This window comes from Stenotrophomonas mori (assembly GCF_023556335.1).
Lineage (GTDB): Bacteria > Pseudomonadota > Gammaproteobacteria > Xanthomonadales > Xanthomonadaceae > Stenotrophomonas > Stenotrophomonas mori.
The window spans coordinates 1,394,326-1,414,794 of record NZ_JAIKTS010000001.1 but is presented as its reverse complement, the minus strand read 5'-3'; the positions used below and the strand labels follow the sequence as shown (position 1 = coordinate 1,414,794).

21 protein-coding genes are annotated in these 20,469 nt (G+C 70.8%); 8 read left to right on the top strand and 13 right to left on the bottom strand.

The window, feature by feature from the left end:
- The first annotated feature begins 83 nt into the window (after nt 1–83).
- The gene (rlmB, locus tag K5L01_RS06370) at nt 84–830 is read left to right on the top strand and encodes a 23S rRNA (guanosine(2251)-2'-O)-methyltransferase RlmB (RefSeq protein WP_250062945.1); all 747 of its coding nucleotides are present in this window, start codon (nt 84–86) and stop codon (nt 828–830) included.
- Nucleotides 831–1,441: 611 nt separating this feature from the next.
- On the opposite strand, the gene phoU is transcribed toward rlmB, so the two are convergent.
- The 6 genes from phoU to pstS (K5L01_RS06340) all read right to left on the bottom strand — a co-directional run bounded on the left by phoU (nt 1,442) and on the right by pstS (K5L01_RS06340) (nt 7,407).
- Complete coding sequence (gene phoU, locus K5L01_RS06365) at nt 1,442–2,152, bottom strand: phosphate signaling complex protein PhoU (protein ID WP_250062943.1); 711 nt, start codon at nt 2,150–2,152, stop codon at nt 1,442–1,444.
- 145 nt (nt 2,153–2,297) lie between these two features.
- Nucleotides 2,298–3,128: a phosphate ABC transporter ATP-binding protein PstB gene (gene pstB, locus K5L01_RS06360; RefSeq protein ID WP_250062941.1), complete on the bottom strand. Its 831-nt coding sequence runs from the start codon at nt 3,126–3,128 to the stop codon at nt 2,298–2,300.
- 16 nt (nt 3,129–3,144) lie between these two features.
- Entirely contained in the window at nt 3,145–4,017 is an 873-nt protein-coding gene (pstA, locus tag K5L01_RS06355) for a phosphate ABC transporter permease PstA (protein WP_250062939.1), read from the bottom strand.
- A complete protein-coding gene (pstC, locus tag K5L01_RS06350; RefSeq protein WP_250062937.1) occupies nt 4,017–4,985 on the bottom strand; it encodes a phosphate ABC transporter permease subunit PstC in 969 nt (322 codons plus the stop codon). The genes pstA and pstC overlap by 1 nt, the downstream gene beginning before the upstream one ends.
- 79 nt (nt 4,986–5,064) lie before the next feature.
- On the bottom strand, nt 5,065–6,156 hold the full coding sequence (gene pstS, locus K5L01_RS06345; RefSeq protein WP_250062934.1) for a phosphate ABC transporter substrate-binding protein PstS: 1,092 nt from the start codon (nt 6,154–6,156) through the stop codon (nt 5,065–5,067).
- A gap of 237 nt (nt 6,157–6,393) precedes the next feature.
- Nucleotides 6,394–7,407 carry a phosphate ABC transporter substrate-binding protein PstS gene (gene pstS / locus K5L01_RS06340; RefSeq protein ID WP_250062932.1) on the bottom strand — a complete coding sequence of 338 codons (1,014 nt, stop codon included), beginning with the start codon at nt 7,405–7,407 and terminating at the stop codon, nt 6,394–6,396.
- 259 nt (nt 7,408–7,666) lie between these two features.
- Here pstS (K5L01_RS06340) and K5L01_RS06335 point away from each other — a divergent pair, with 259 nt between their 5' ends.
- A complete protein-coding gene (locus tag K5L01_RS06335) occupies nt 7,667–8,920 on the top strand; it encodes a porin (RefSeq protein ID WP_250062930.1) in 1,254 nt (417 codons plus the stop codon).
- Between the two features lie 103 nt (nt 8,921–9,023).
- On the opposite strand, the gene nth is transcribed toward K5L01_RS06335, so the two are convergent.
- The 3 genes from nth to K5L01_RS06320 form a co-directional block, all read right to left on the bottom strand.
- Nucleotides 9,024–9,659: an endonuclease III gene (nth, locus tag K5L01_RS06330; RefSeq protein ID WP_250063510.1), complete on the bottom strand. Its 636-nt coding sequence runs from the start codon at nt 9,657–9,659 to the stop codon at nt 9,024–9,026.
- 80 nt (nt 9,660–9,739) lie between these two features.
- Nucleotides 9,740–10,096 (bottom strand): hypothetical protein, encoded by a 357-nt coding sequence (locus tag K5L01_RS06325; protein WP_250062928.1) that lies wholly within the window; start codon nt 10,094–10,096, stop codon nt 9,740–9,742.
- A 10-nt stretch (nt 10,097–10,106) separates the two neighbouring features.
- On the bottom strand, nt 10,107–10,889 hold the full coding sequence (locus tag K5L01_RS06320; protein ID WP_250062927.1) for an enoyl-CoA hydratase-related protein: 783 nt from the start codon (nt 10,887–10,889) through the stop codon (nt 10,107–10,109).
- Nucleotides 10,890–11,060: 171 nt separating this feature from the next.
- On the opposite strand from K5L01_RS06320, the gene K5L01_RS06315 reads away from it, so the two are divergent.
- From K5L01_RS06315 to K5L01_RS06305, 3 genes are all read left to right on the top strand, one after another.
- The gene (locus K5L01_RS06315; RefSeq protein ID WP_250062926.1) at nt 11,061–11,762 is read left to right on the top strand and encodes an FKBP-type peptidyl-prolyl cis-trans isomerase N-terminal domain-containing protein; all 702 of its coding nucleotides are present in this window, start codon (nt 11,061–11,063) and stop codon (nt 11,760–11,762) included.
- Between the two features lie 229 nt (nt 11,763–11,991).
- Nucleotides 11,992–12,795 carry a CoA pyrophosphatase gene (locus K5L01_RS06310; protein WP_250062925.1) on the top strand — a complete coding sequence of 268 codons (804 nt, stop codon included), beginning with the start codon at nt 11,992–11,994 and terminating at the stop codon, nt 12,793–12,795.
- Entirely contained in the window at nt 12,792–13,688 is an 897-nt protein-coding gene (locus tag K5L01_RS06305; protein WP_250062924.1) for a sulfurtransferase, read from the top strand. The genes K5L01_RS06310 and K5L01_RS06305 overlap by 4 nt, the downstream gene beginning before the upstream one ends.
- Nucleotides 13,689–13,728: 40 nt before the next feature.
- On the opposite strand, the gene K5L01_RS06300 is transcribed toward K5L01_RS06305, so the two are convergent.
- A complete protein-coding gene (locus K5L01_RS06300; protein ID WP_425603836.1) occupies nt 13,729–14,289 on the bottom strand; it encodes an N-acetylmuramoyl-L-alanine amidase in 561 nt (186 codons plus the stop codon).
- A gap of 60 nt (nt 14,290–14,349) precedes the next feature.
- Between K5L01_RS06300 and K5L01_RS06295 the strand changes: the two genes are divergently transcribed.
- The 3 genes from K5L01_RS06295 to K5L01_RS06285 all read left to right on the top strand — a co-directional run bounded on the left by K5L01_RS06295 (nt 14,350) and on the right by K5L01_RS06285 (nt 18,188).
- Complete coding sequence (locus K5L01_RS06295) at nt 14,350–14,877, top strand: YqiA/YcfP family alpha/beta fold hydrolase (RefSeq protein ID WP_250062922.1); 528 nt, start codon at nt 14,350–14,352, stop codon at nt 14,875–14,877.
- Between the two features lie 604 nt (nt 14,878–15,481).
- Entirely contained in the window at nt 15,482–17,620 is a 2,139-nt protein-coding gene (rlmKL, locus tag K5L01_RS06290) for a bifunctional 23S rRNA (guanine(2069)-N(7))-methyltransferase RlmK/23S rRNA (guanine(2445)-N(2))-methyltransferase RlmL (protein WP_250062920.1), read from the top strand.
- Nucleotides 17,621–17,651: 31 nt separating this feature from the next.
- Nucleotides 17,652–18,188 carry a GNAT family N-acetyltransferase gene (locus K5L01_RS06285; protein ID WP_250062918.1) on the top strand — a complete coding sequence of 179 codons (537 nt, stop codon included), beginning with the start codon at nt 17,652–17,654 and terminating at the stop codon, nt 18,186–18,188.
- 13 nt (nt 18,189–18,201) lie between these two features.
- Here K5L01_RS06285 and K5L01_RS06280 read toward each other — a convergent pair whose 3' ends face one another.
- The 3 genes from K5L01_RS06280 to K5L01_RS06270 are packed head-to-tail and all read right to left on the bottom strand — an operon-like array spanning nt 18,202 to nt 20,410.
- Nucleotides 18,202–18,537, bottom strand: coding sequence for a DUF3325 domain-containing protein (locus K5L01_RS06280; protein WP_250062917.1), 336 nt, complete (start codon nt 18,535–18,537; stop codon nt 18,202–18,204).
- The gene (locus K5L01_RS06275; protein WP_250062916.1) at nt 18,534–20,153 is read right to left on the bottom strand and encodes a PepSY-associated TM helix domain-containing protein; all 1,620 of its coding nucleotides are present in this window, start codon (nt 20,151–20,153) and stop codon (nt 18,534–18,536) included. The genes K5L01_RS06280 and K5L01_RS06275 overlap by 4 nt, the downstream gene beginning before the upstream one ends.
- Complete coding sequence (locus tag K5L01_RS06270; RefSeq protein ID WP_250063508.1) at nt 20,150–20,410, bottom strand: DUF3649 domain-containing protein; 261 nt, start codon at nt 20,408–20,410, stop codon at nt 20,150–20,152. The genes K5L01_RS06275 and K5L01_RS06270 overlap by 4 nt, the downstream gene beginning before the upstream one ends.
- Between the last annotated feature and the right edge of the window lie 59 nt (nt 20,411–20,469).

The following is a 20,469-nucleotide window of genomic DNA, read 5'->3' as shown; positions in this document are numbered from 1 at the left end:
ACGCCGCGCATGCCGGCGGCGATGCCGCCGGCGCCGGGGGATGCACTACCATTACCGGCTCCCACCCTCCCGCGCGGGCCGCAATGAGCAAGCAGAACCAGTGGATCGTCGGCGTCAATGCCGTGGCCTCCTCGATCGAAAAGGACCCGGACAACGTCCGTGAGGTGCTGATCGAGGCCGGCAGCAAGAACGCGCGGCTGGTCGAGATCGAAGAGAACGCCCGGCGCAAGGGCATCGATGTGCGCCGGGTCGCCGCGCAGGCGCTGGGCGGCGTGGCCGGCCAGGTACGCCACCAGGGCGTGGTCGCGCGCTACGCCGCGGCCCGGCTGTGGGCCGAGGAGGAACTGGACGGGCTGGTCGAGGCGGCGGCCGGCAAGGCCCTGCTGCTGGTACTGGATGAAGTGCAGGATCCGCACAACCTCGGCGCCTGCCTGCGCAGTGCGGCCGCCGCCGGCGTGACCGCGGTGGTCATCCCCAAGGACAAGAGCGCGCCGGTCAACGCCACCGTGCGCAAGACCAGCGCCGGCGCGGCCGACCGCATCCCGGTGGTGGCGGTGACCAACCTCGTGCGCTGCCTGAAAGGCCTGCAGAAACAGGGCGTGTGGCTGTACGGACTGGCCGGCGAGGCGGAACAGACCCTCCACCAGCTGGACCTGCGCGGCAACGTTGCCCTGGTGATGGGCGGCGAGGCCGACGGCCTGCGCCGCCTGACCCGTGAGACCTGCGACGGCCTGGTACGGATCCCGATGCTCGGCGACGTGGAAAGCCTCAACGTGTCGGTCGCCACCGGCGTAGCGCTGTTCGAAGCCGTGCGCCAGCGCCTGGCGTAGGCCCGCGCTGCCGGCCGCTCATCCGGGCCATGCAGCGCGGGGCCGCGCCCCGCTGGGGCCTGGCCGGTGATGCCTCCGCCGGGCGGGGCCCGGCGCTACCGACCGTCCATCCGGGAAATGTAGAGCGGGGCCACGCCCCGCTGGGGCCTTGCCGGTGATGCCTCCGCCGGGCAGGGCCCGGCGCTACCGACCGTCCATCCGGGACATGTAGAGCGGGGCCGCGCCCCGCTGGGGTCTTGCCGATGATGCCTCCGCCGGGCAGGGACCGGCGCTACCGACCGCTCATCCGGGACATGCAGCGCGGGGCCGCGCCCCGCTGGGGCCTTGCCGGTGATGCCTCCGCCGGGCAGGGCCCGGCGCTACCGACCGCTCATCCGGGCCATGCAGCGTGGGGCAACGCCCCGCTGGGGCCTTGCCGGTGATGCCTCCGCCGGGCGGGGCCCGGCGCTACCGACCGCTCATCCGGTACATGTAGAGCGGGGCCACGCCCCGCTGGGGCCTTGCCGGTGATGCCTCCGCCGGGCGGGGCCCGGCGCTACAGGCCGCTCATCCGGTACATGTAGAGCGCGGCCTCGCCCCGCTGGGGCCTTGCCGATGATGCCGGGCCGGGCTCAGGCCTGGTCCACGGTGCTGGTCTCGTCGAGCTTCTCGCGCGGCGGCAGCGGTGCGTCGCCATGCACCAGGAACCAGACGTTCTCGGCGATGTTGGTGGCGTGGTCGCCGATCCGCTCCAGGTTCTTGGCCATGAACAGCAGGTGGGTGCAGGGGGTGATGTTGCGCGGGTCTTCCATCATGTAGGTGAGCAGCTCGCGGAACAGCGCGGTGTACTGCGCGTCCAGGCGGGCGTCGTCGCTGCGCAACGCCAGGGCGGCATCGGCGTCGTTGTCGCGGTAGGCCGCCAGTGCGCGCCGAACCTGCTGCGCGGCCAGCCGGCCCAGGGCGCGCAGGCCCTGGATCTGCGGCATCGGCGGGACCGTGACCAGCGCGATCGAACGCTTGGCGACATTGGCCGCGTAGTCGCCGATGCGCTCGATGTCGGAAGGAATGCGCAGGCCGGCGAGGATTTCGCGCAGATCGCGGGCCATCGGACCGCGCAGCGCCAGGCGCATCACGTCATGGCTGATCTGCTGCTCGATCTGGTCGATGGCCTCGTCGTTGGCGACGATGCGCTGGGCGGCCTTCTCGTCGCGGCGTTCGATCACGTCCAGCGCGGCTTCGAGCTGGGCGACGGACATCTCGCCCATGCGCACGATCTCGGCCACCAGGCGCTGCTGCTCTTCGTCGTAACTCTTCACGATGTGCTCGTTGGGATGGGTGTTCATGGAGGTCTCTGGGCGATGACGGATGCGGATGTGCCGAAGGCGGCGTGTTCGAGGGGCCGGGCAGGGCTGCGCCGGTCCCGGGGGGCCCGGTCGTGGCGCCGGCGTCATTGCGGTGGAGGTGGTGTACGCGCGGTGGCGGCCCGCTTCACCCGAAGCGGCCAGTGATGTAGTCCTCGGTCTGCTGCTTGGAGGGGTTGGAGAAGATCACGTCGGTACGGTCGTGTTCGATCAGGTCGCCCAGGTACATGAAGGCGGTGAAGTCGGACACGCGCGCGGCCTGCTGCATGTTGTGGGTGACGATGGCGATGGTGTAGTCGTTCTTCAGTTCCTCCACGAGCTGCTCGATGCGGCTGGTGGAGATCGGGTCCAGCGCCGAGGTCGGCTCGTCCAGCAGCAGCACGTCCGGCCTGAGCGCGACCGCGCGGGCGATGCACAGGCGCTGCTGCTGGCCACCGGACAGGCCCAGCGCGCTCTGGCCCAGCTTGTCCTTGACCTCGTCCCACAGCGCGCCCTGGCGCAGGGCCTGTTCGACGCGCACGTTCATCTCGGCCTTGGACAGCTTTTCATGGTGGCGGATGCCGTAGGCCACGTTCTCGAAGATGGTCATCGGGAACGGCACCGGCTTCTGGAACACCATGCCGACCTTGGAGCGCAGGCGGTTCATCGGGTACTTGGGCGAGAGGATGTTCTCGCCGTCCAGCAGCACCTCGCCGCGCGCTTCCAGCTTCGGGTACAGGGCATAGATGCGGTTGAAGATGCGCAGCAGGGTCGACTTGCCGCAGCCGGACGGCCCGATCAGTGCGGTGACGCGCTTCTCCGGGATCTCCAGGTGGATGTTCTTGAGCGCGTGGAACCTGTCGTAGTAGAAGTCCAGGCCGCGCGCGGCCAGCTTCACCGGTGCCGGCGCCTGCAGCTCCTGGTTGGAGGCATGCACGTTGATGCGCTGCATGGGCACGGGGTTGTTGAGGTCGTTCATGGCAAGGTCCATGGGATCAGTCGTTTGAGATTCGGTTGCGCAGCAGCAGGCCGCGTGCGGACAGGCTGACCAGCAGCACGAACAGGGTCAGCACCAGGGCACCGGCCCAGGCCAGCACCTGCCACGATTCGTAGGGGCTGCCGGCGAACTGGTTCATCACCACCGGCACCGAGGCCATCGGCTGGAACACGTTGCTGTTCCAGTACTGGTTGCCGAAGGCGGTGAACAGCAGCGGGGCGGTCTCGCCGCTGATCCGCGCCAGGGCGAGCAGGATGCCGGTGACGATGCCGGCCATGGCGCTGCGGTACAGCACCTGCACGATCACCTTCCACTGCGGCACGCCCAACGCCAGCGCCGCCTCGCGCATCTGCACCGGCACCAGCCGCAGCATCTCGTCGGTGGTGCGGATCACCACCGGCAGCACGATGAAGGCCAGCGAGAGCGCGCCGGCGAACGCCGAGAAGTTGCCGCCGGTCTGCATCACGTACAGGGTGTAGACGAACAGGCCGAGCACGATCGACGGCGCCGACAGCAGGATGTCGTTGACGAAGCGCACCACCGTGCCGGCCTTGCGGGCGTTGCCGTACTCGGCCAGCCAGGTGCCGGCGGCCACGCCCAGCGGGGTGCCGATGGCGATGGCCAGGGCGCACATCACCGCACTGCCGAAGAAGGCGTTGAGCAGCCCGCCCTCCTGCATCGGTGGCGGCGTCATCTTGGTGAACAGGTCCAGGTTGATGCCGGGCAGCCCCTTGGACAGCAGGGTCCACAGGATCCAGCCCAGGAACAGCAGCCCGAACGCGGCGGTGGCGCAGGCCATCAGCAGCGCCGCGGCGTTGAGCAGGCGGCGGCGCAGGTACAGCCCCTGCGAGGTCTTGATGACGGCGGACATCAGTTGCCCTCCTTGCGGGACAGGCGCAGCAGCATCAGGCGGGCGATGGCGAGCACCACGAAGGTGACGATGAACAGCACGAAGCCGAGCAGCAGCAGGGCCGAGCGGTAGGTCTCGGTGGCCTCGCCGAAGTCGTTGGCGATCAGTGCGGCGATGGTCGTGCCAGGCTCCAGCAGCGACGGCGTCAGGCGCACGCTGTTGCCGATCACGAAGGCCACCGCCATGGTCTCGCCGAGCGCGCGGCCGAGGCCGAGGAAGATGCCGCCGATCACCGCCGAGCGGGTGTAGGGCAGCACGATGTCCCAGCTCACCTCCCACTTGGTGGAGCCCAGCGCGTAGGCCGATTCCTTGAGCCGGGTGGGGACGGTGAGGAACACCTCGCGCATCACCGAGGAGATGAACGGGATCACCATGATCGCCAGCACGAAGCCGGCGGTGAGCATGCCGATGCCCAGCGGCGGCCCGCGGAACAGCGCGCCGATTACCGGCAGCTCGCCCAGGGTTTCGTTGAGCAGCGGAGTGACGTATTCGGTCATCACCGGCACCAGCACGAACAGGCCCCACATGCCGTAGATGATCGAGGGGATGCCGGCCAGCAGCTCGATCGCGGTGCCGACCGGGCCGCGCAGCCAGCGCGGCGCGACCTCGGTGAGGAAGAAGGCGATGCCGAAGCTGACCGGTACCGCGATCAGCATCGCGATCAGCGCGGTGACGAGGGTGCCGTAGATCGGCGCCAGCGCGCCGAAGCGGTTCTCCACCGGATTCCAGTCGGCGGAGTAGAAGAAGCTCAGGCCCTGCTCCTGCAGGGCGTGGCGGCCGCCCCACAGCATCGACAGCGCGGCGCAGGCCAGCGCGGTCAATACCAGGGCCACGGTGACGATCAGGACCCCGCGGAACAGACGGTCGTTGCGGGCGTCGCGCTGGTCGCGCGTGGAGGGCAGGGGAAGGGACGACGCAGTAGCGTTCATGGCAATGGCGTGGCCTGTAGGAAGGGGGACCGGCGAGGGCGCCGCGCGGCGTCCCCGCCGCGCGGTCCCGGGACTGCCATCACTTGAATTCGCTGGTCCAATAGCGCTCGATCTGCGTCACCAGGTCGGCCGGCAGCGGCACGTAGTGCAGCGCGTCGGCCTGCTCGCGGCCGTTCTCGAAGGCCCACTTGAAGAACGCCAGGGTGTCCTGGTTGCGCTTGGCATCCTTGGGCTGCTTGTGCATCAGCATGAAGTTGGTGGCGGTGATCGGCCACGCGTCGGCGCCGGGGGCGTTGGTGATGACCAGGTTGAAGTCGCGGGCGCCGGCCCAGTCGGCGCTGGCCGCGGCGGCGGCGAAGGTCTCGGCGGTCGGCTGCACCCAGTTGCCGGCGGCATTCTGCATCGAGGCATAGGGCATCGTGTTCTGCAGCGCGTAGGCCAGCTCCACGTAGCCCAGCGAGCCCTTGATCTGCTGCACGTAGGAGGCCACGCCCTCGTTGCCCTTGCCGCCCACGCCGTCCGGCCACTGCACCGAGGTGCCTTCGCCGATGCGCTGCTTCCACTCGTCGCTGACCTTGGACAGGTAGTTGGAGAAGTTGAAGGTGGTGCCCGAGCCGTCCGAGCGGTGCACCAGGGTGATCTTGGTGTCGGGCAGGGTCACGCCCGGGTTGGCCGCGGCGATGGCCGGGTCGTTCCAGGTCTTGACCTTGCCCAGGTAGATGTCGGCCAGCAGCGCGCCGCTCAGGCGCAGCTGCCCCGGCTGCAGGCCTTCCAGGTTGACCACCGGGACCACGCCGCCGATGGCCGACGGGAACTGGCCCAGGCCGGACTGCGCCAGCTCTTCGGAGGACAGCGGCTTGTCCGACGACCCGAAGTCGACGGTGCCGGCCTTGATCTGGGCGATGCCGCCGCCCGAGCCGATGGACTGGTAGTTGATCTTGGCGCCGGTGGCGGCGTTGTAGTCGGCCGACCAGCGCGACACCAGCGGGAAGATGAACGACGCACCGGCGCCGGAGATCTCGGCGGCCACCTTGTCGCCCGCGGGCGCAGTGGCCGGGTCCGCGGCGTTGCCCAGCGGCGGCGCGGCGGAGTCGCTCTTGCCGCCGCAGGCCGACAGGCCCAGCGCGATGGCCAGGGAAAGGGCGGCGAGGCCGGTCGTATGCAGTTTCATCGGGTACTCCATGGCGGGAGAAAGCCGGCGCGGCCGGCGGATGCGGCTATGAAATGATGTTTTTGTTACAGCCTGATTACAGGACGTGGCCAGGAAGGTTGCAGGGCCCGGGTCCCCCTGGCCGGGGCCGCGCACGGCGGGCGCGGAAGCAAAAAAAAAGCGCGGATCGCATGATCCGCGCCCGAGACGACGAGGGAGAGAGGGCCCGCCGACTCTTCGCTCATCCGGCGGTGCCGGTTACTTCAGGTTCTGCTGGTTCCAGTAGTTCTCGATCTGGCCGACCAGGGCGTCGGGCAGCGGGACGTAGTCCAGCTCCTGGGCCTGGGTGCGGCCGCTGCGGTAGACCCAGCGGAAGAAGTCGGTGGTGTTCTTCAGGCTGCCCGGGCGCGACTGCTTGCGGACCAGGATGAAGTTGGTAGCGGTGATCGGCCAGGCATTGGTGCCCGGGGCATTGGTGATCACCAGGTTGAAGTCGCGGGCGTTGGCCCAGTCGGCGCTGGCGGCGGCGGCGGCGAAACTCTGCTCGCTGGGCTGCACGAAATGGCCGGCGGCATTCTTCAGCTGCGCGTGCGCCAGACGGTTCTGCAGCGCATAGGCCAGCTCGACATAGCCGACACCGCCGCGGATCTGCTTGACGTAGGCGGCCACGCCCTCGTTGCCCTTGCCGCCGATGCCCACCGGCCACTGCACGCTGGTGCCTTCACCGACCTGGTTCTTCCATTCGGCGCTGACCTTGGACAGGTAGTTGGTGTAGTTGAAGCTGGTGCCGGAGCCGTCGGAGCGGTGCACCACGGTGATCTTCAGGTCGGGCAGGGACAGGCCGGGATTGAGCGCGGTGATCGCCGGGTCGTTCCACTTGTCGATCCGCCCCAGGAAGATGTTGGCCAGGGTCGTGCCGTCGAGCTTGAGCGCGCCGGGCTGGAGGCCGGGAACGTTGGCCACCGGCACCACGCCGCCGATCACCGACGGGAACTGCGCCAGGCCGGAGGACGCCAGGTCCTCGGACTTGAGCGGTGCATCGGAGGAGCCGAAGTCCACGGTGCCGGCCTTGATCTGGGCGATGCCGCCGCCGGAGCCGATGGACTGGTAGTTGACCCGGTTGCCGGTGGCGCTGGTGTAGTCGGCCGACCACTTGGACATCACCGGATAGATGAACGACGCGCCCGCGCCCGTGATGTCGGCGGCCTGCGCGGCCAGGGCGAACGAGGCAATGGCGGCGCCGGTGAGCAGGCGGAGTTTGAAAGAAGGCATCGCGGAGGGGCTCCTGAGGGTAGAGGCGGCCGGGGCTGGGCCGGCTCACCGCTATTGCAGTCCCTGGGCATGAATCTTTTGCGACACGGGGATGACCGCGGGATGACGGCGGCTCCCGGCGCGCGGCTGTCGGCATGCGGTCACGCGACTGTCTTATCACTGTCATCTTGTTAACGGAATCTTCGCAAACCGCCGGCCGGGTGCGCCGCCGGCCGGATGTCCACCGCAGCCCTTCCACCACACTTTGGAGAGATTCCCGATGCGTTCCCATTCGCTCGCCCTGGCCGTTGCCGCCGTGCTCGGCCTGGCCTCCGCGCCGACGCTTGCCGCCGGCCCGGCGGTGACGCCCGCGCAGCTCGAACAGTTGCAGGCGCAGATCGCCGCCCTGCAGGCGCAGGTACAGCAGTTGCAGTCCCAGTCGGAATCCTTGCAGGCGCAGTCCGACGCGCAGTCGGAAGTGAACATCACCCAGGCGCAGGCACTGGAAACGGCGCAGAAATCCCAGGCCAAGGTGGACGGCCTGGCCAAGCTGGTCAACGACACCAAGATCGGCGGCCGCATGTTCTTCGACCTCAGCACCATCGACCAGAAGCGTGACGGCCAGAAGACCGATGCCACCGGTACCGGCTTCGACGTCAAGCGCTTCTACCTGACCGTGGACCACAAGTTCAACGACATCTGGTCGGCCAACCTGACCACCGACTTCCAGTACAGCTCGGCCATCGGCAACACCGAGCTGTTCGTCAAGAACGCCTACGTGCAGGGCAGCTTCGATCCGGCCTTCGTGCTGAAGATCGGTGCGGCGGGCATGCCGTGGACCGGCTATGTCGAGAAGTACTACGGCTACCGCTACGTCGAGAACACCCTGACCGACCGCCTGAAGTACGCCAACTCGGCCGACTGGGGCGCGCATGCCAGCGGCGACCTGGGCGAAGGCTTCAACTATGCCGTCTCGGTGGTCAACGGCGCCGGCTACAAGAACCCGAGCCGCAGCAAGGGCGTGGACGTGGAAGGCCGCGTGGGCTGGGAGATCACCCCGGAATTCGCCGTCGCCATCGGCGGCTACAGCGGCTACCTGGGCCAGGACCGGCAGACCGACGGCGCCGAGAAGCGCTACACCCGTGGCGACGTGATGGTCGCCTATGCCAGCCCGGTCTTCCGCCTGGGCGGCGAGTACTTCACCGCCCGCAACCTGGGCTACGTGCAGCAGAGCACCCTGCCGGCGCTGAGCGACAAGGCCACCGGCTGGTCGCTGTGGAGCAGCGTGCGCCTGGCGGAAGTGGCCAACGGCGATGTCAGCCTGTTCGGCCGCTACGACAGCACCGATACCAGCAAGACCCTCAACCCGTTCCGCGAGGACAGCTACTGGAATGTCGGCGTCGAGTACCCGGTGCTGAAGAACTTCAAGCTGGCCGCGGTGTACAAGGACACCGACGCGCGTACCGGCGCGCTCGCCAGCCCGGTGCGGACCGAGACGCGGGAGCTGGGCATCTGGGGCGACCTGAAGTTCTGAGTGGCCGCTCCCCTGTGGAAGCGAACGACGACGGGCCCCGGCCCGTCGTTTTCGTTCCGGTCCCCGACCGCTGGATGGGGCGCTTCCCGGCCGCGCCGCGGTGTCAGGCGGCGGTCTTGTCCCGGTAATGGCACAGGTCGCGGATCACGCACTGCGGGCAATCGGGCTTGCGCGCCTTGCACACGTAGCGGCCGTGCAGGATCAACCAGTGATGCGCGTCCTGCAGGAACGCGTCCGGGATCACCTTCAGCAGGCCGTCCTCGACCGCACGCACGTCCTTGCCCGGCGCCAGGCCGGTACGGTTGGAGACCCGGAAGATATGGGTGTCCACCGCCATGGTCGGTTGCCCGAAAGCGGTATTGAGCACCACGTTGGCGGTCTTGCGGCCGACCCCGGGCAGGGCTTCGAGCGCGTCGCGGTCGGCGGGGACCTGGCCGCCGTACTTCTCCACCAGGATCGCGCAGGTGGCGATCACGTTCCTGGCCTTGGCGTTGAACAGGCCGATGGTGGCGATATAGGGCTTGAGCCCGGCTTCGCCCAGCGCCAGGATGCCCGCCGCGGTGTTGGCCACCGGGAACAGGCGCCGGGTGGCCTTGTTCACGCCGACATCGGTGGCCTGGGCCGAGAGGGTCACCGCCACCAGCAGCTCGAACGGGCTGCTGAACTCCAGTTCGGTGGTGGGGTGCGGGTTCAGCTCGCGCAGGCGGGTGAACATTTCGCGCACCGCTTCGCGGCCCATGCGCCGGCTGGCGCGCGGGGCGGCGGTTTTCGCGGGGGATTTCTTCGATGCGCGCGGCGTGCGCGGGGGCGGGGTGCGGCTCATGGCGAAGGCTTGCCGGCGCGCGCCTGCGCGCGTGCCAGGATCGCGGCCGCGGCCGCGGGCAGGGCCGGTCGGCGGTCGGGCAGCGGCGGTGGTGCGCGGCGCGCCTCGCGCTCGGCGGCGCGCCGGGCCAGGCGCGCGGTCCGCGCCTGGTGCCGGGCGCGGGCGGCCCAGGCCTGCTGCAGCCGTTGCTGGGCCTGCAGCAGCCGCTGCGGCAGGTCGGGATGGTGGGGGTCCAGCGCCTCGTCGCCGGGCCGCGGGACGTAGGCCATCAGCCCGGCCTCCAGCGCGGCATCCAGATCGTCCGCGGCGACAAGCCGCAGCAGCTGCAGGGCGGAAACGGAAAGCGGGTGCATGCGGTGCGGCTCAGCGGTTGCGGAATTCCGGCGCGCGGCGTTCCAGGAAGGCCGCGGTGCCCTCGCGCATGTCCTCGGTGGCGAACAGCAGGCCGAACTGCGCGCTTTCGTACTCCAGGCCTTCCTCGAGGGCGCACTCCCCGCCGACGCTGACCGCGTCCAGGATGCCGCGCAGCGCCAACGGCGCGGCGCCAGCCAGCTGGCGGGCGAGCTTCAGGGTCTCCGCTTCCAGGTCGGTGGCCGCGACCACCCGGTTGACGATGCCCAGCTGCTGGGCGCGGGCGGCGTCGATCGGTGTCCCCAGCAGGCACAGCTCCAGGGTGGCGGCCCGGCCGGCCAGGCGCAGCAGCCGCTGGGTGCCCCCGAAGCCGGGGATCAGACCGAGGTTGATCTCCGGCTGGCCGAGCTTGGCAGTATCGGCGGCGATGCGCAGGTGGCAGGCCATGGCCAGCTCCAGGCCACCGCCCAGCGCGAAGCCGTTGACGCTGGCGATCACCGGCTTGGGCAGGCGCTCGATGCGCCGCATCAGGCGCTGGCCGAGCAGCGAGAAGTCGCGCCCCTGGACCGGTGTCAGCGCATTCATCTGGGCGATGTCGGCCCCGGCCACGAAGGCCTTGGGGCCCGCGCCGGTCAACACCACCACGCGCACGTCATCGGCGTCCGCGGCCGCGGCGAAGGCGGCGTCCAGCGCTTCCAGGGTCTGGCGGTCGAGCGCATTCAGCTTTTCCGGCCGCTGCACGGTCAGGGTGCGGACACCCTCGCGGGTGCTGATCGAAACCGGTACGTCGGACATGCGGCGGACTCCAGGGGCAATGTTAAGGAAAAGTGAGCGGGAACTCGTGCCGGCGGCACCGGTCTCAAGGTCCGTGTCGTCGGTAGCGGTCCGCCGTTGTGACGGCTATCCTAACCCGTCGCCTCCAGCGGCATGGTTGCCCTGAGACATCATTTCTTGGAGAACTGTTTGATGAAGTTGCGTTCTATCGCGGTCGTCGTGGCCGCCCTGGCCCTCACCGGCCCTGCAATCGCCCAGGACATTTCGTCCGAGAAGGGCAAGTTGAGCTATTACTTCGGTTACGACTACGGCAACAACCTGGCCGAGCTCACCGGTCGCGGCGAACAACTGGATATTGCGTCGGTGGTCAAGGGTCTGCAGGACGCCTACGCCAAGCAGCAGCCGGCGATCACCAGCGACCAGCTGAAGCCGGCCATCGAGGCGTTCCAGCGCCGCGAGCAGGGCCGCGCCGAGGCCGCCAAGGCCGAGTACGAGAAGGCCGCTGCCGAGAACAAGACCCGCAGCGACCAGTTCATGGCCGCCAACCAGGCCAAGACCGGCGTGCAGTCGCTGGCCGGTGGCGTGCAGTACCGGGTGATCGAGGCCGGCAACGGCGCCAAGCCGACCCAGGCCAGCACCGTGGCGCTGGAAGTGGCCGGGCCGTTCCCGTACGGCCAGCGTCCGGAAGAAGCGCGCCCGGCGCAGCAGATCCCGTCGATCAAGGTCAGCGAAGTGGAGATGCAGGCCATGCGCGACGTCCTGCTGCAGATGCAGGCCGGTGCCAAGTGGGAAGTCACCCTGCCGCCGGAGAAGGCCTACGGTGCCGATCCGCGGACCCCGTTCCCGCCGAACGTGGCCGTGCAGTTCGAGATCAAGCTGGTCAGCGTCAAGTAAGTCGTACCGACAAGCAGTCTGGCGACGCGCCGGTGGTATCCACCGGCGCGTTGTCGTTTGTGGCAGGGCGGACGGGGCCGGGCCGAGCGCCCGCGGCTTCCGCGGCCCGTGGCCGGCACCGGGTCCCAGCGCGGTACCGGCGCGTCCGTTGCGGCGCGTTCCATGCCCGGCGACCGCCGGCGGCGTCGCCGCCGGGGCGTTTGCAGTAGGCTTGGAAGGATCGTGACCGATGGATGCCGTTCGCCGTGCCCTGCCTACTCCCTGCATCGGAATCTGCGCACTGGATGGGGAAGGGCGCAGCCGCGGCTGCCTGCGGACCGGCGAGCAGATCGTCGGCTGGCGTCACATGAGCGATGAGCGGCGCCAGCACCTGAGGCAGGGCGTGCTGCCGGTCCGCGCCGTGCAGCCCGGCACCCTGGCGGCGTCGCTGCCGGGACGCGAACGGCTGCTGCGCGCGCTGGCGCCCCTGGCGGTCGCACCCGCCGGCAAGGGCTGGAACCACGACGAACTGGCGGACCTGCTGCCGCCCGGCCCGCCGGCCGAGGCCGCGGTCCTGGCCGGGCTGGTGCCGCGGCCGCAGGGCGTGCAGGTCGTGCTGACCCGGCGCACCGAGACCCTGCGCAACCATGGCGGGCAGGTGGGCTTCCCGGGCGGACGCATCGAACCGGACGACCGCAATCCGGTGGCCGCGGCGCTGCGCGAGAGCCACGAGGAGATCGCCCTGCCGGCGGCGCAGGTGCAGCCGCTGGGCTACCTCGATCCGTTCGTGACGATTTCCCGCTTCCGGGTGACGCCGGTGGTGGCGGTGATCGACCCGGCCTTCGTGCCGGTGCCGCAGCCCGCGGAAGTGGCCGAAGTGTTCGAGGTGCCGCTGGACTTCCTGATGGACCCGGCGAACCTGCGGCGGATCGAGGTCGCACACCGGGGCCGCATCCGCGAAGTGCTCGAATACACTTGGCCCGGGCAGCGCATCTGGGGCGCGACCGCGGCCATCCTCTACAACCTGCGTCGCCGACTGGAGCAGACCCCATGAATCCCATCGCCCCACCCTGGACCACGCTGGTGGACGTGGCCTCGCTTGCCGCGGCGCTTCCATCCCCCGGCCACGCGGACACGCGGCCGTCCGCCGGCGCGGCACTGCGGCTGGTGGACGCGCGCTTTTCGCTGGCCGATCCCGCATCCGGCGCGGCCGGCCATGCCGCCGGGCACCTGCCCGGCGCGGTATACGCCGATCTCGACCGCGACCTGGCCGACCTGTCGCGGCCCGGGCATGGCCGCCACCCACTGCCGGACAGCGATGCCTTCGCGGCCACCCTGGGACGCTGGGGCATCGGCGCGGATACCCAGGTGGTGGTCTACGACGCCGGCGACGGCAGCATGGCCGCGGCCCGGCTGTGGTGGCTGCTGCGGCTGATCGGCCATCGCCGCGCCGCGGTGCTCGATGGGGGACTGGCCGCCTGGCAGGCCGCGGGGCAGCCGGTGTCGGCCACGGCCGTGGCGCCCGCGCCGCTGCCGCCGTATCCGGGGCGTTTCGATCCCGCCCAGGTCGTCACTGCCGGGGAGGTCGCCGCACGCCTGGCCGAGCCGCCGGGCTGGCTGATCGATGCACGGGCCGGCGAACGCTACCGCGGTGACGTCGAGCCGCTGGACCGTGTCGCCGGGCATGTGCCGGGCGCGCGCAACCGGCCCTTCGCGCTCAACCTGCGCGATGGCCGCCTGCGCCCGGCGGCCGAGCTGCGCGCGGAGCTGGAGCCGCTGCTGGGCGGGCATGCGCCGGCGCAGGCGGTGCTGATGTGCGGTTCCGGGGTCACGGCCTGCCACCTGCTGCTGGCATTCGAGGCTGCCGGCCTGCCCGGGGCCCGGGTGTTCGCCGACTCCTGGAGTGGATGGTCGTCGGACCCGTCGCGCCCGGTGGAACGCGGATAGGCGCGGCGCCCGCGACCGTGCGGTCCGGGGGCCGAGTGGGTCAGGGGCGCTCCGGCAGCCGCTGCAGCGGAATGGCCGCCAGCACCTCGGCCCATGGGAAGTGCGGTCCCGGATCACGCTTGCGCGGCACCCGCCGCGCCGGATCGTCGCTGGCCGGCACCTGTTCGGTGTCCAGCTCTTCGTGCCCGGCAATCCAGCGCAGTGCCGGCAGCTGTGCCGGCAGCGCGCGCAGCAGCGCGATCAGCGCATCGACCTGGGCCTGCGCGTAGGGCTCGTCCATCGCCTGGTGCCGGGAGTCCAGCCAGTGCGGATAACGGCCGCTGTTGACCAGCTCGATGCCCAGCGAGCGCGGGTTGATGCCGCGCACATGGTGGGCGGTGCGTTCGGCGGCGACGTACTGATGGATGCTGCCGTCGCGGTCGATGTAGTAGTGGCCGCTGTTGCCGGTGCCGCTGTCGTACAGCACGCGTTCGCCATACATGCGGGCGGTCGCCAGGTCCGGAAGCTCGGTGCAGTGGACCACCACCAGGTCGATCGCGGCCGGTGCGCGCAGCGGCAGCAGGTGCGCATACGGCAGCGGGTCGGGATGGACGGGAGGCATGGCGTTCATCGGTCGATGCTAGCATTGCCGGCCGTTCCGCTTTGCCTACCGGTGCCCCCAATGAGTCGTGGTCACTGCATTCTTTCCCATGGTTTCGAGAGTGGTCCAGAGGCGACCAAGGTCACCGCGCTGGCCGACGTCGCGCAGCGCCTGGGCTGGACCCACGAGCGTCCGGACTACACCGACCTGGACGCCCGCCGCGACATCAGCGAGGTCGGCGACGTGCCCGGGCGCCTGCAGCGCTTGGTGCGGCTGGCCAGCGATGCCGCCTGCCGTGGCCCGCTGGTGCTGGTGGGCTCCAGTCTCGGCGCGTACATTTCGGCCATCGCCTCGCTGCATGCCCCGGTACAGGGACTGATGCTGATGGTGCCGCCGACGACGATGGGACCGATGCCGGCCCTGGATGCGGCCCGCGTACCGACCAGCGTGGTGCATGCCTGGCACGACGAACTGATTCCCCCGGCCGAGGTGATCGCCTGGGCGCAGGCGCGCTCGGCGCGGCTGCTGCTGGTCGATGACGGCCACCGTCTGGACAAGCACGTCGACGACGCCGCACGCGAATTCGAAGCCCTGCTGCGCAGCCTGTAGAGCGCGGCGCCTTCCCGCGGCCATCCCGCCGGGCACGGCCCGGCGCTACCCGGGCGCGACGACCCGCAGGCGTCCTCCCATCCGCGATGCCTCCCTGTAGCGCGGGGCCACGCCCCGTTGGGCGGTCCCGCGGCCATCCCACCGGGCACGGCCCGGCGCTACCCGGGCGCGACGACCCGCAGGCGTCCTCCCATCCGCGATGCCTCCCTGTAGCGCGGGGCCACGCCCCGCTGGGCGGTCCCGCGGCCATCCCGTCGGGCACGGCCCGGCGCTGTCCGGGCACGGCGACCCGCAGGCGTCCTCCGATCCGCGATGCCTGCCTGTAGCGCGGGGCCGCGCCCCGCTGGGCGTTCCCGCGGCCATCCCGCCGGGTACGGCCCGGCGCTGCCCGGGCGCGGCGACCCGCAGGCGTCCTCTGATCCGCGATGCCTGCCTGTAGTGCGGGGCCGCGCCCCGCTGGGCGTTCCCGCGGCAGTGTCCGCCAGGCATGCCCCGCGCGTTGCACGCCGGTCGGCATGCGTCCGATGCCCGGCCTCGGGTGCGGCGGGCCGGGCACGTACAATACGCGCCCCGGCACCGCGCCCGTTTCTGTGATCGTCTTTCCGTGAAATTCTTCGTTTCCTGCGCCAAGGGCCTGGAGTACCTGCTGGCCGACGAGCTGCTGGCACTGGGCCTGCCCCGGGCCACGGCCACCATCGCCGGGGTCAATGCCGAAGGCGAGCTGCGCGATGCGCAGCGCGTGGTGCTGTGGTCGCGCCTGGCCAGCCGGGTGCTGTGGCCGTTGGCGGCGTTCGACTGCGCGGACGAAGCCGCCCTGTACCAAGGGGTGCTGGCGATGCCCTGGGAGCAGCATCTGGATGCCGGACTGACCCTGGCCGTGGATGCGCATGTCTCCGGTACCGCGATCACCCACGCGCGCTTCGCCGCGCAGCGGATCAAGGATGCCGTGGTGGACCGTCTGCGCGGGGAGGGCCTGGAGCGCCCGTCGGTGAACGTCGAGCTGCCGGACGTGCGCATCAACCTGTCGCTGCGCAAAGGCCGGGCCACGATATCCATCGACCTCGGCGGCGGCTCGCTGCACAAGCGCGGCTGGCGCCTGGCGCAGAACGATGCGCCACTGAAGGAGAACCTGGCCGCGGCGGTGCTGCTGCGCGCCGGTTGGCCGAAGATCCACGCCGAAGGCGGCGGCCTGCTCGACCCGATGTGCGGCGGTGGCACGCTGCTGATCGAAGGCGCGCTGATGGCGGCCGATGTCGCCCCGGGCCTGCAGCGCCACGGCAGCCTCCCGCCGAGCCGCTGGCGCGGCTTCGACCAGGAGCAGTGGCGGGAGCTGTTGGCCGAGGCGCGCGAGCGCGAGCGCGCCGGCCGCGCCGCGCTGACGCAGGTCATCCACGGCAGCGACCTCGATCCGCAGGCGATCCGCGCCGCCCGGCAGAACGCCGAGGAGGCCGGGGTCGGCGAGGCGATCTGGTTCGGCGTGCGCGACGTGGCCGACGTGCAGGTGCCGCCGCAGGCAACCGGCTGCGTGGTCTGCAACCCGCCCTACGACGAACGCCTGGCCGCCGACGCGGCGCTGTACCGCCGGCTCGGCGACGCGCTCAAGCAGGCGGTGCCGCAGTGGCGGGCGGGGCTGCTGTGCGGCAATGCCGAACTGGCCTTCGCCACCGGTCTGCGCGCGCGCAGGACCTACCAGCTGTTCAACGGCGCCATCGAGTGCACGCTGATCGTCTGCGACCCTGTCGCGGTGGCCGGGCGCGCGGACGATGACCAGCCGCGCGCGCTCAGCGAGGGCGCGCAGATGGTGGCCAACCGCCTGCGCAAGAACCTCAAGAAGTTCAAGAGCTGGCGGGCGCGGGAGGACGTGAGCTGCTTCCGCGCCTACGACGCCGACCTGCCGGAATACGCCGCGGCCATCGATGTCTACCAGGAGGACGGCGGCAAGCGCCGCACCTTCCTGCACGTGCAGGAATACGCAGCACCGGCCGCCATTCCCGATGCCGACGTGCGCCGCCGCCGCAACGAACTGCTGGCCGCCGCGCGCGAGGTGTTCCAGGTGCCGGCCGAGCAGGTGGCGCTGAAATCCCGCGAGCGCGGCAAGGGCGGCAGCAAGTACGGCCGCTTCGAGCAGCGCGGCGAGTTCGTGCTGGTGCGCGAGAACGGGGCCCTGCTGCGGGTCAACCTGTTCGACTACCTGGACACCGGCCTGTTCCTGGACCACCGCCCGCTGCGCCGGCACATGGCCGAGCAGGCGCGCGGCAAGCGTTTCCTCAACCTGTTCTGCTACACCGGTGTGGCCAGCGTCGAGGCCGCGGTGGCCGGCGCGGCGGCGACCACCAGCGTCGACCTGTCCGGGACCTACCTGCAGTGGTGTGCCGACAACCTGGCCCTCAACGGCATGGGCGGCAGCCGCCACCAATTGGTGCAGGCCGACGCGATCCAATGGCTGGAGGCCGAGCAGGGCCGGTACGACGTGATCTTCTGCGACCCGCCGACCTTCTCCAATTCCGCGCGCGCCGAGGACTTCGATGTGCAGCGCGAACAGCTGCGGCTGCTGCGCGCGGCGGTGGCGCGGCTGGCGCCGGGCGGCGTGCTGTACTTTTCCAACAACTTCCGCCGCTTCAAGCTCGAGGAGAACGCGGTCGCCGGGTTCGCCGAATGCCGCGAGATCAGTGCGCGCACCATCGGTCCGGACTTCGAGCGCAACGCGCGCATCCACCGTGCCTGGGAGCTGCGCCCGCGTTGATCCTGTCGCGGGCAGACAAAGGGAGCCTTGCATGACACCGTCCCCCCTGCGTTCCGAGGGACTCCTGCTGCGCCCGTTCGAGGAGGCCGATGCCGGGGCCTTCGCCGAGGCGGTGCGCGAATCGGTCGCCAGCATACGGCCGTGGATGGCCTGGGCCACGCCGGACTACAGCGTGGAGCAGGCCCTGGAATGGTTTGCCGTGTGCCGGGCCTGGCACCGTGCCGAAACCGCGCTGGAGCTGGGCCTGTTCTGTCCCGACAGCGGGCGTCTGCTGGGCGGGGCCGGGCTCAACGAGATCCGTGACGATCCGCGGTTCTGCAACCTCGGGTACTGGGTGCGGCAGTCGGCGCAGGGGCAGGGCATCGCCACGCGCTGCGTGCATGCGCTGGCCGGCCATGGTTTCACGCGGCTGGCGCTGCAGCGCATCGAGATCGTCGTCGCGGTGGGCAACCGTGCCAGCGAACGGGTCGCACGCAAATGCGGTGCCCTGCACGAGGGCATCGCCCGCAACCGGTTGGCGATCGATGGCCGTGCGCTGGATGCGCACATGTTCTCGCTGGTGCCCTGAGCCGGCGCCGGCGCTATACCGGCAGCCAGGCCACGCCCAGCGCGACCGCCGGCAGCGCCCAGGCCAGCGGCACGATCCAGCGCGGCCGGTACGGATGGAGGCCATAGGCCAGCAACAGCCCGGCCACGGTCAGCGCCCCCAGCCACACCACCGGGCCCAGCGCCCAGCCCTGGTCGCCGACGCACAGCGCGAAGGCGCCGGTCAGCAGCAGCCAGCCGAGCACCCGCCAGGCCCGCAGCCGACGGGCGCTGGCCGGCGCGGCGCCGGCCAGCACCGGACGGTGCTTTTCCATGCCCAGCGACAGGGCGGCGAAGGCCGAGAACGCCAGTGCGAGCGCGAGCAGGCTCATGCCGGGGCTCCCGCGGCGGCGGCCTGCTGGCGGCGCTTCTTCTCCGCCGCGCTCAGCGGCGGCTGCCAGCGCTGCATGCGCCATCCGCAATAGGCCAGCACGGCGCCGAACGCCAGCATGCACAGGTCGAACCCGGCCAGCACCCAGTCCCCCTGTGGCAGGGTCACGCCCAGGTGCGTCCGGGTGGTGATGGCGTTGAGCACCGGGACCAGGGCGAACAGGGCCGCGCCCAGATACAGCTGCCAGGCCCACATCATGCGCTTCGGCCAGACGAAGGCGGCCAGCAGCGCCGCGCCCCAGGCATAGAAGAAGACGTCGGCCTCGGCGGCGCTGCGTTCGGCCAGTTCCAGCGGCAGCAGGCGGTTCCCCCAGAAGTAGGCGGCGAAGGCGATCGGCAGGCCGGCGACGGCGCCGATGTTGAGCGCGTCCACCAGCCGCAGGCCGAACCCGGTCCTGCCGCTCTTGGCATGCTTGGGGCGTTCCTTCACCGCCCACAGGACCACGCCGCTGGCGACCATCAGGCAGCCGATCAGGCCGGAAACGAAGAACAGTGCGCGCAGGCCCCAGTCGGCGAAGCGCGCGAGGTGCAGGCCGTACATCACCCCGCGGGTGCGGGTGGCGCCCCCGGCCGCAGGGCTGGCGTCGATCCGCTTGCCGCTCACGGCGTCGTAGCGCAGCGAGGCGGTATCCACCGACAGGCGCCGGCCATCGCGCTGGTGCAGGTCGATGACGGCGTTGGCCGCGCCCGGCCGGTACAGGGTGAAGCCGGCCGCGCCGGTGCCGTTCCATTCGCGCCGCGCGCTGTCCAGCAGCTGCTGGATGGGGAGGGCGGCGGCATGCCCGGTGGCCGGGCCCTCGACCTCGGCCATGCGCGCGAAGGCCTCGCTGAAGAAGGCGTTCTCGTCCTTGGGGTAGGCCGCGTCCACGCCCCAGGGCAGGTACATGAACATCAGCGTGACCACCCCGGTGTAGGTGATCATCGCGTGGTAGGGCAGGGCCATCACCGCGCTGACGTTGTGGAAGTCCAGCCAGGAACGCAGGCCCTTGCGCGGGCGGAAGGTGAAGAAGTCGGTGAAGATCTTCTTGTGGGTGATCACGCCGCTGATGATCGCCACCAGCATGAACATCGCGCAGAAGCCGACCAGGTAGCGCGCCCACAGCACCGGGATGTAGTGCAGGTCGAAATGCAGCCGGTAGAAGAAGTCGCCGCCGCGGGTCTGGCGCGCGGTGACTTCGCCGCCGCTGGCCGGGTCGAGGGTGGCGTTGCCGAAACGGCCGCCCCCGCGGCGGCGGCGTTTCTCGCCGGGCGCCGGCGGGGTGGCCATCGATTCGGGATTGCGCCAGAACACGCGCAGGGCGGGATTGCGCGCGTCGGGCAGGGTCACGCTCCAGCTCTCGGCCAGTGGCGCCTTCTCCTGCAGGAAGTGCAGCGCGCGGGCGGCGGCCTCGTCGCTGCCGACCGTGCTGCGGGGCAGCTCCGGGCGCATCCAGCGGGTGATCTCGTCGCGGTAGTAGCTGGCGGTGCCGGCCATGAAGATCAGCAGCAGCAGCCAGCCGACCAGCAGGCCGCTCCAGGTGTGCAGCCAGGCCATCGATTGGCGGAATCCGTTCTTCATGACGCGGGTCCCAGCAGGCAGGCCCCGGCCCAGAACGCGGCGGTGGGCAGCAGGATGCCCACCCAGGCGCGCAGGGCGGTGCGGGTGGCGAAGGCCCACAGCGCGGCGCACGCGCACAGGGCGATGGCCACGAGCATGCCGGTCAGGACCGCCTGGCTGCGGGGCATCGGCAGCGCCAGGGCGAGGAAGGCGGCGCTGGTGGCGGCCAGCGCATAGCCGCCGAGGATGGCGGCCAGCGTGCGCGACAGCACGCCCATCCGCGGATGGGCGAAGACGGCGCCGAGCCGGCGCTGCAGGGGCGGGATGGAGAGTGGGG

What these genes read in the sequence shown, in the direction of transcription:
- rlmB (WP_250062945.1), top strand. Translation starts at nt 84, where the DNA reads ATGAGCAAGCAGAACCAGTGGATCGTCGGCGTCAATGCCGTGGCCTCC.
- phoU (WP_250062943.1), bottom strand. Translation starts at nt 2,152, where the DNA reads ATGAACACCCATCCCAACGAGCACATCGTGAAGAGTTACGACGAAGAG.
- pstB (WP_250062941.1), bottom strand. Translation starts at nt 3,128, where the DNA reads ATGAACGACCTCAACAACCCCGTGCCCATGCAGCGCATCAACGTGCAT.
- pstA (WP_250062939.1), bottom strand. Translation starts at nt 4,017, where the DNA reads ATGTCCGCCGTCATCAAGACCTCGCAGGGGCTGTACCTGCGCCGCCGC.
- pstC (WP_250062937.1), bottom strand. Translation starts at nt 4,985, where the DNA reads ATGAACGCTACTGCGTCGTCCCTTCCCCTGCCCTCCACGCGCGACCAG.
- pstS (WP_250062934.1), bottom strand. Translation starts at nt 6,156, where the DNA reads ATGAAACTGCATACGACCGGCCTCGCCGCCCTTTCCCTGGCCATCGCG.
- pstS (WP_250062932.1), bottom strand. Translation starts at nt 7,407, where the DNA reads ATGCCTTCTTTCAAACTCCGCCTGCTCACCGGCGCCGCCATTGCCTCG.
- K5L01_RS06335 (WP_250062930.1), top strand. Translation starts at nt 7,667, where the DNA reads ATGCGTTCCCATTCGCTCGCCCTGGCCGTTGCCGCCGTGCTCGGCCTG.
- nth (WP_250063510.1), bottom strand. Translation starts at nt 9,659, where the DNA reads ATGGGCCGCGAAGCGGTGCGCGAAATGTTCACCCGCCTGCGCGAGCTG.
- K5L01_RS06325 (WP_250062928.1), bottom strand. Translation starts at nt 10,096, where the DNA reads ATGCACCCGCTTTCCGTTTCCGCCCTGCAGCTGCTGCGGCTTGTCGCC.
- K5L01_RS06320 (WP_250062927.1), bottom strand. Translation starts at nt 10,889, where the DNA reads ATGTCCGACGTACCGGTTTCGATCAGCACCCGCGAGGGTGTCCGCACC.
- K5L01_RS06315 (WP_250062926.1), top strand. Translation starts at nt 11,061, where the DNA reads ATGAAGTTGCGTTCTATCGCGGTCGTCGTGGCCGCCCTGGCCCTCACC.
- K5L01_RS06310 (WP_250062925.1), top strand. Translation starts at nt 11,992, where the DNA reads ATGGATGCCGTTCGCCGTGCCCTGCCTACTCCCTGCATCGGAATCTGC.
- K5L01_RS06305 (WP_250062924.1), top strand. Translation starts at nt 12,792, where the DNA reads ATGAATCCCATCGCCCCACCCTGGACCACGCTGGTGGACGTGGCCTCG.
- K5L01_RS06300 (WP_425603836.1), bottom strand. Translation starts at nt 14,289, where the DNA reads ATGCCTCCCGTCCATCCCGACCCGCTGCCGTATGCGCACCTGCTGCCG.
- K5L01_RS06295 (WP_250062922.1), top strand. Translation starts at nt 14,350, where the DNA reads ATGAGTCGTGGTCACTGCATTCTTTCCCATGGTTTCGAGAGTGGTCCA.
- K5L01_RS06285 (WP_250062918.1), top strand. Translation starts at nt 17,652, where the DNA reads ATGACACCGTCCCCCCTGCGTTCCGAGGGACTCCTGCTGCGCCCGTTC.
- K5L01_RS06280 (WP_250062917.1), bottom strand. Translation starts at nt 18,537, where the DNA reads ATGAGCCTGCTCGCGCTCGCACTGGCGTTCTCGGCCTTCGCCGCCCTG.
- K5L01_RS06275 (WP_250062916.1), bottom strand. Translation starts at nt 20,153, where the DNA reads ATGAAGAACGGATTCCGCCAATCGATGGCCTGGCTGCACACCTGGAGC.
- K5L01_RS06270 (WP_250063508.1), bottom strand. Translation starts at nt 20,410, where the DNA reads ATGGGCGTGCTGTCGCGCACGCTGGCCGCCATCCTCGGCGGCTATGCG.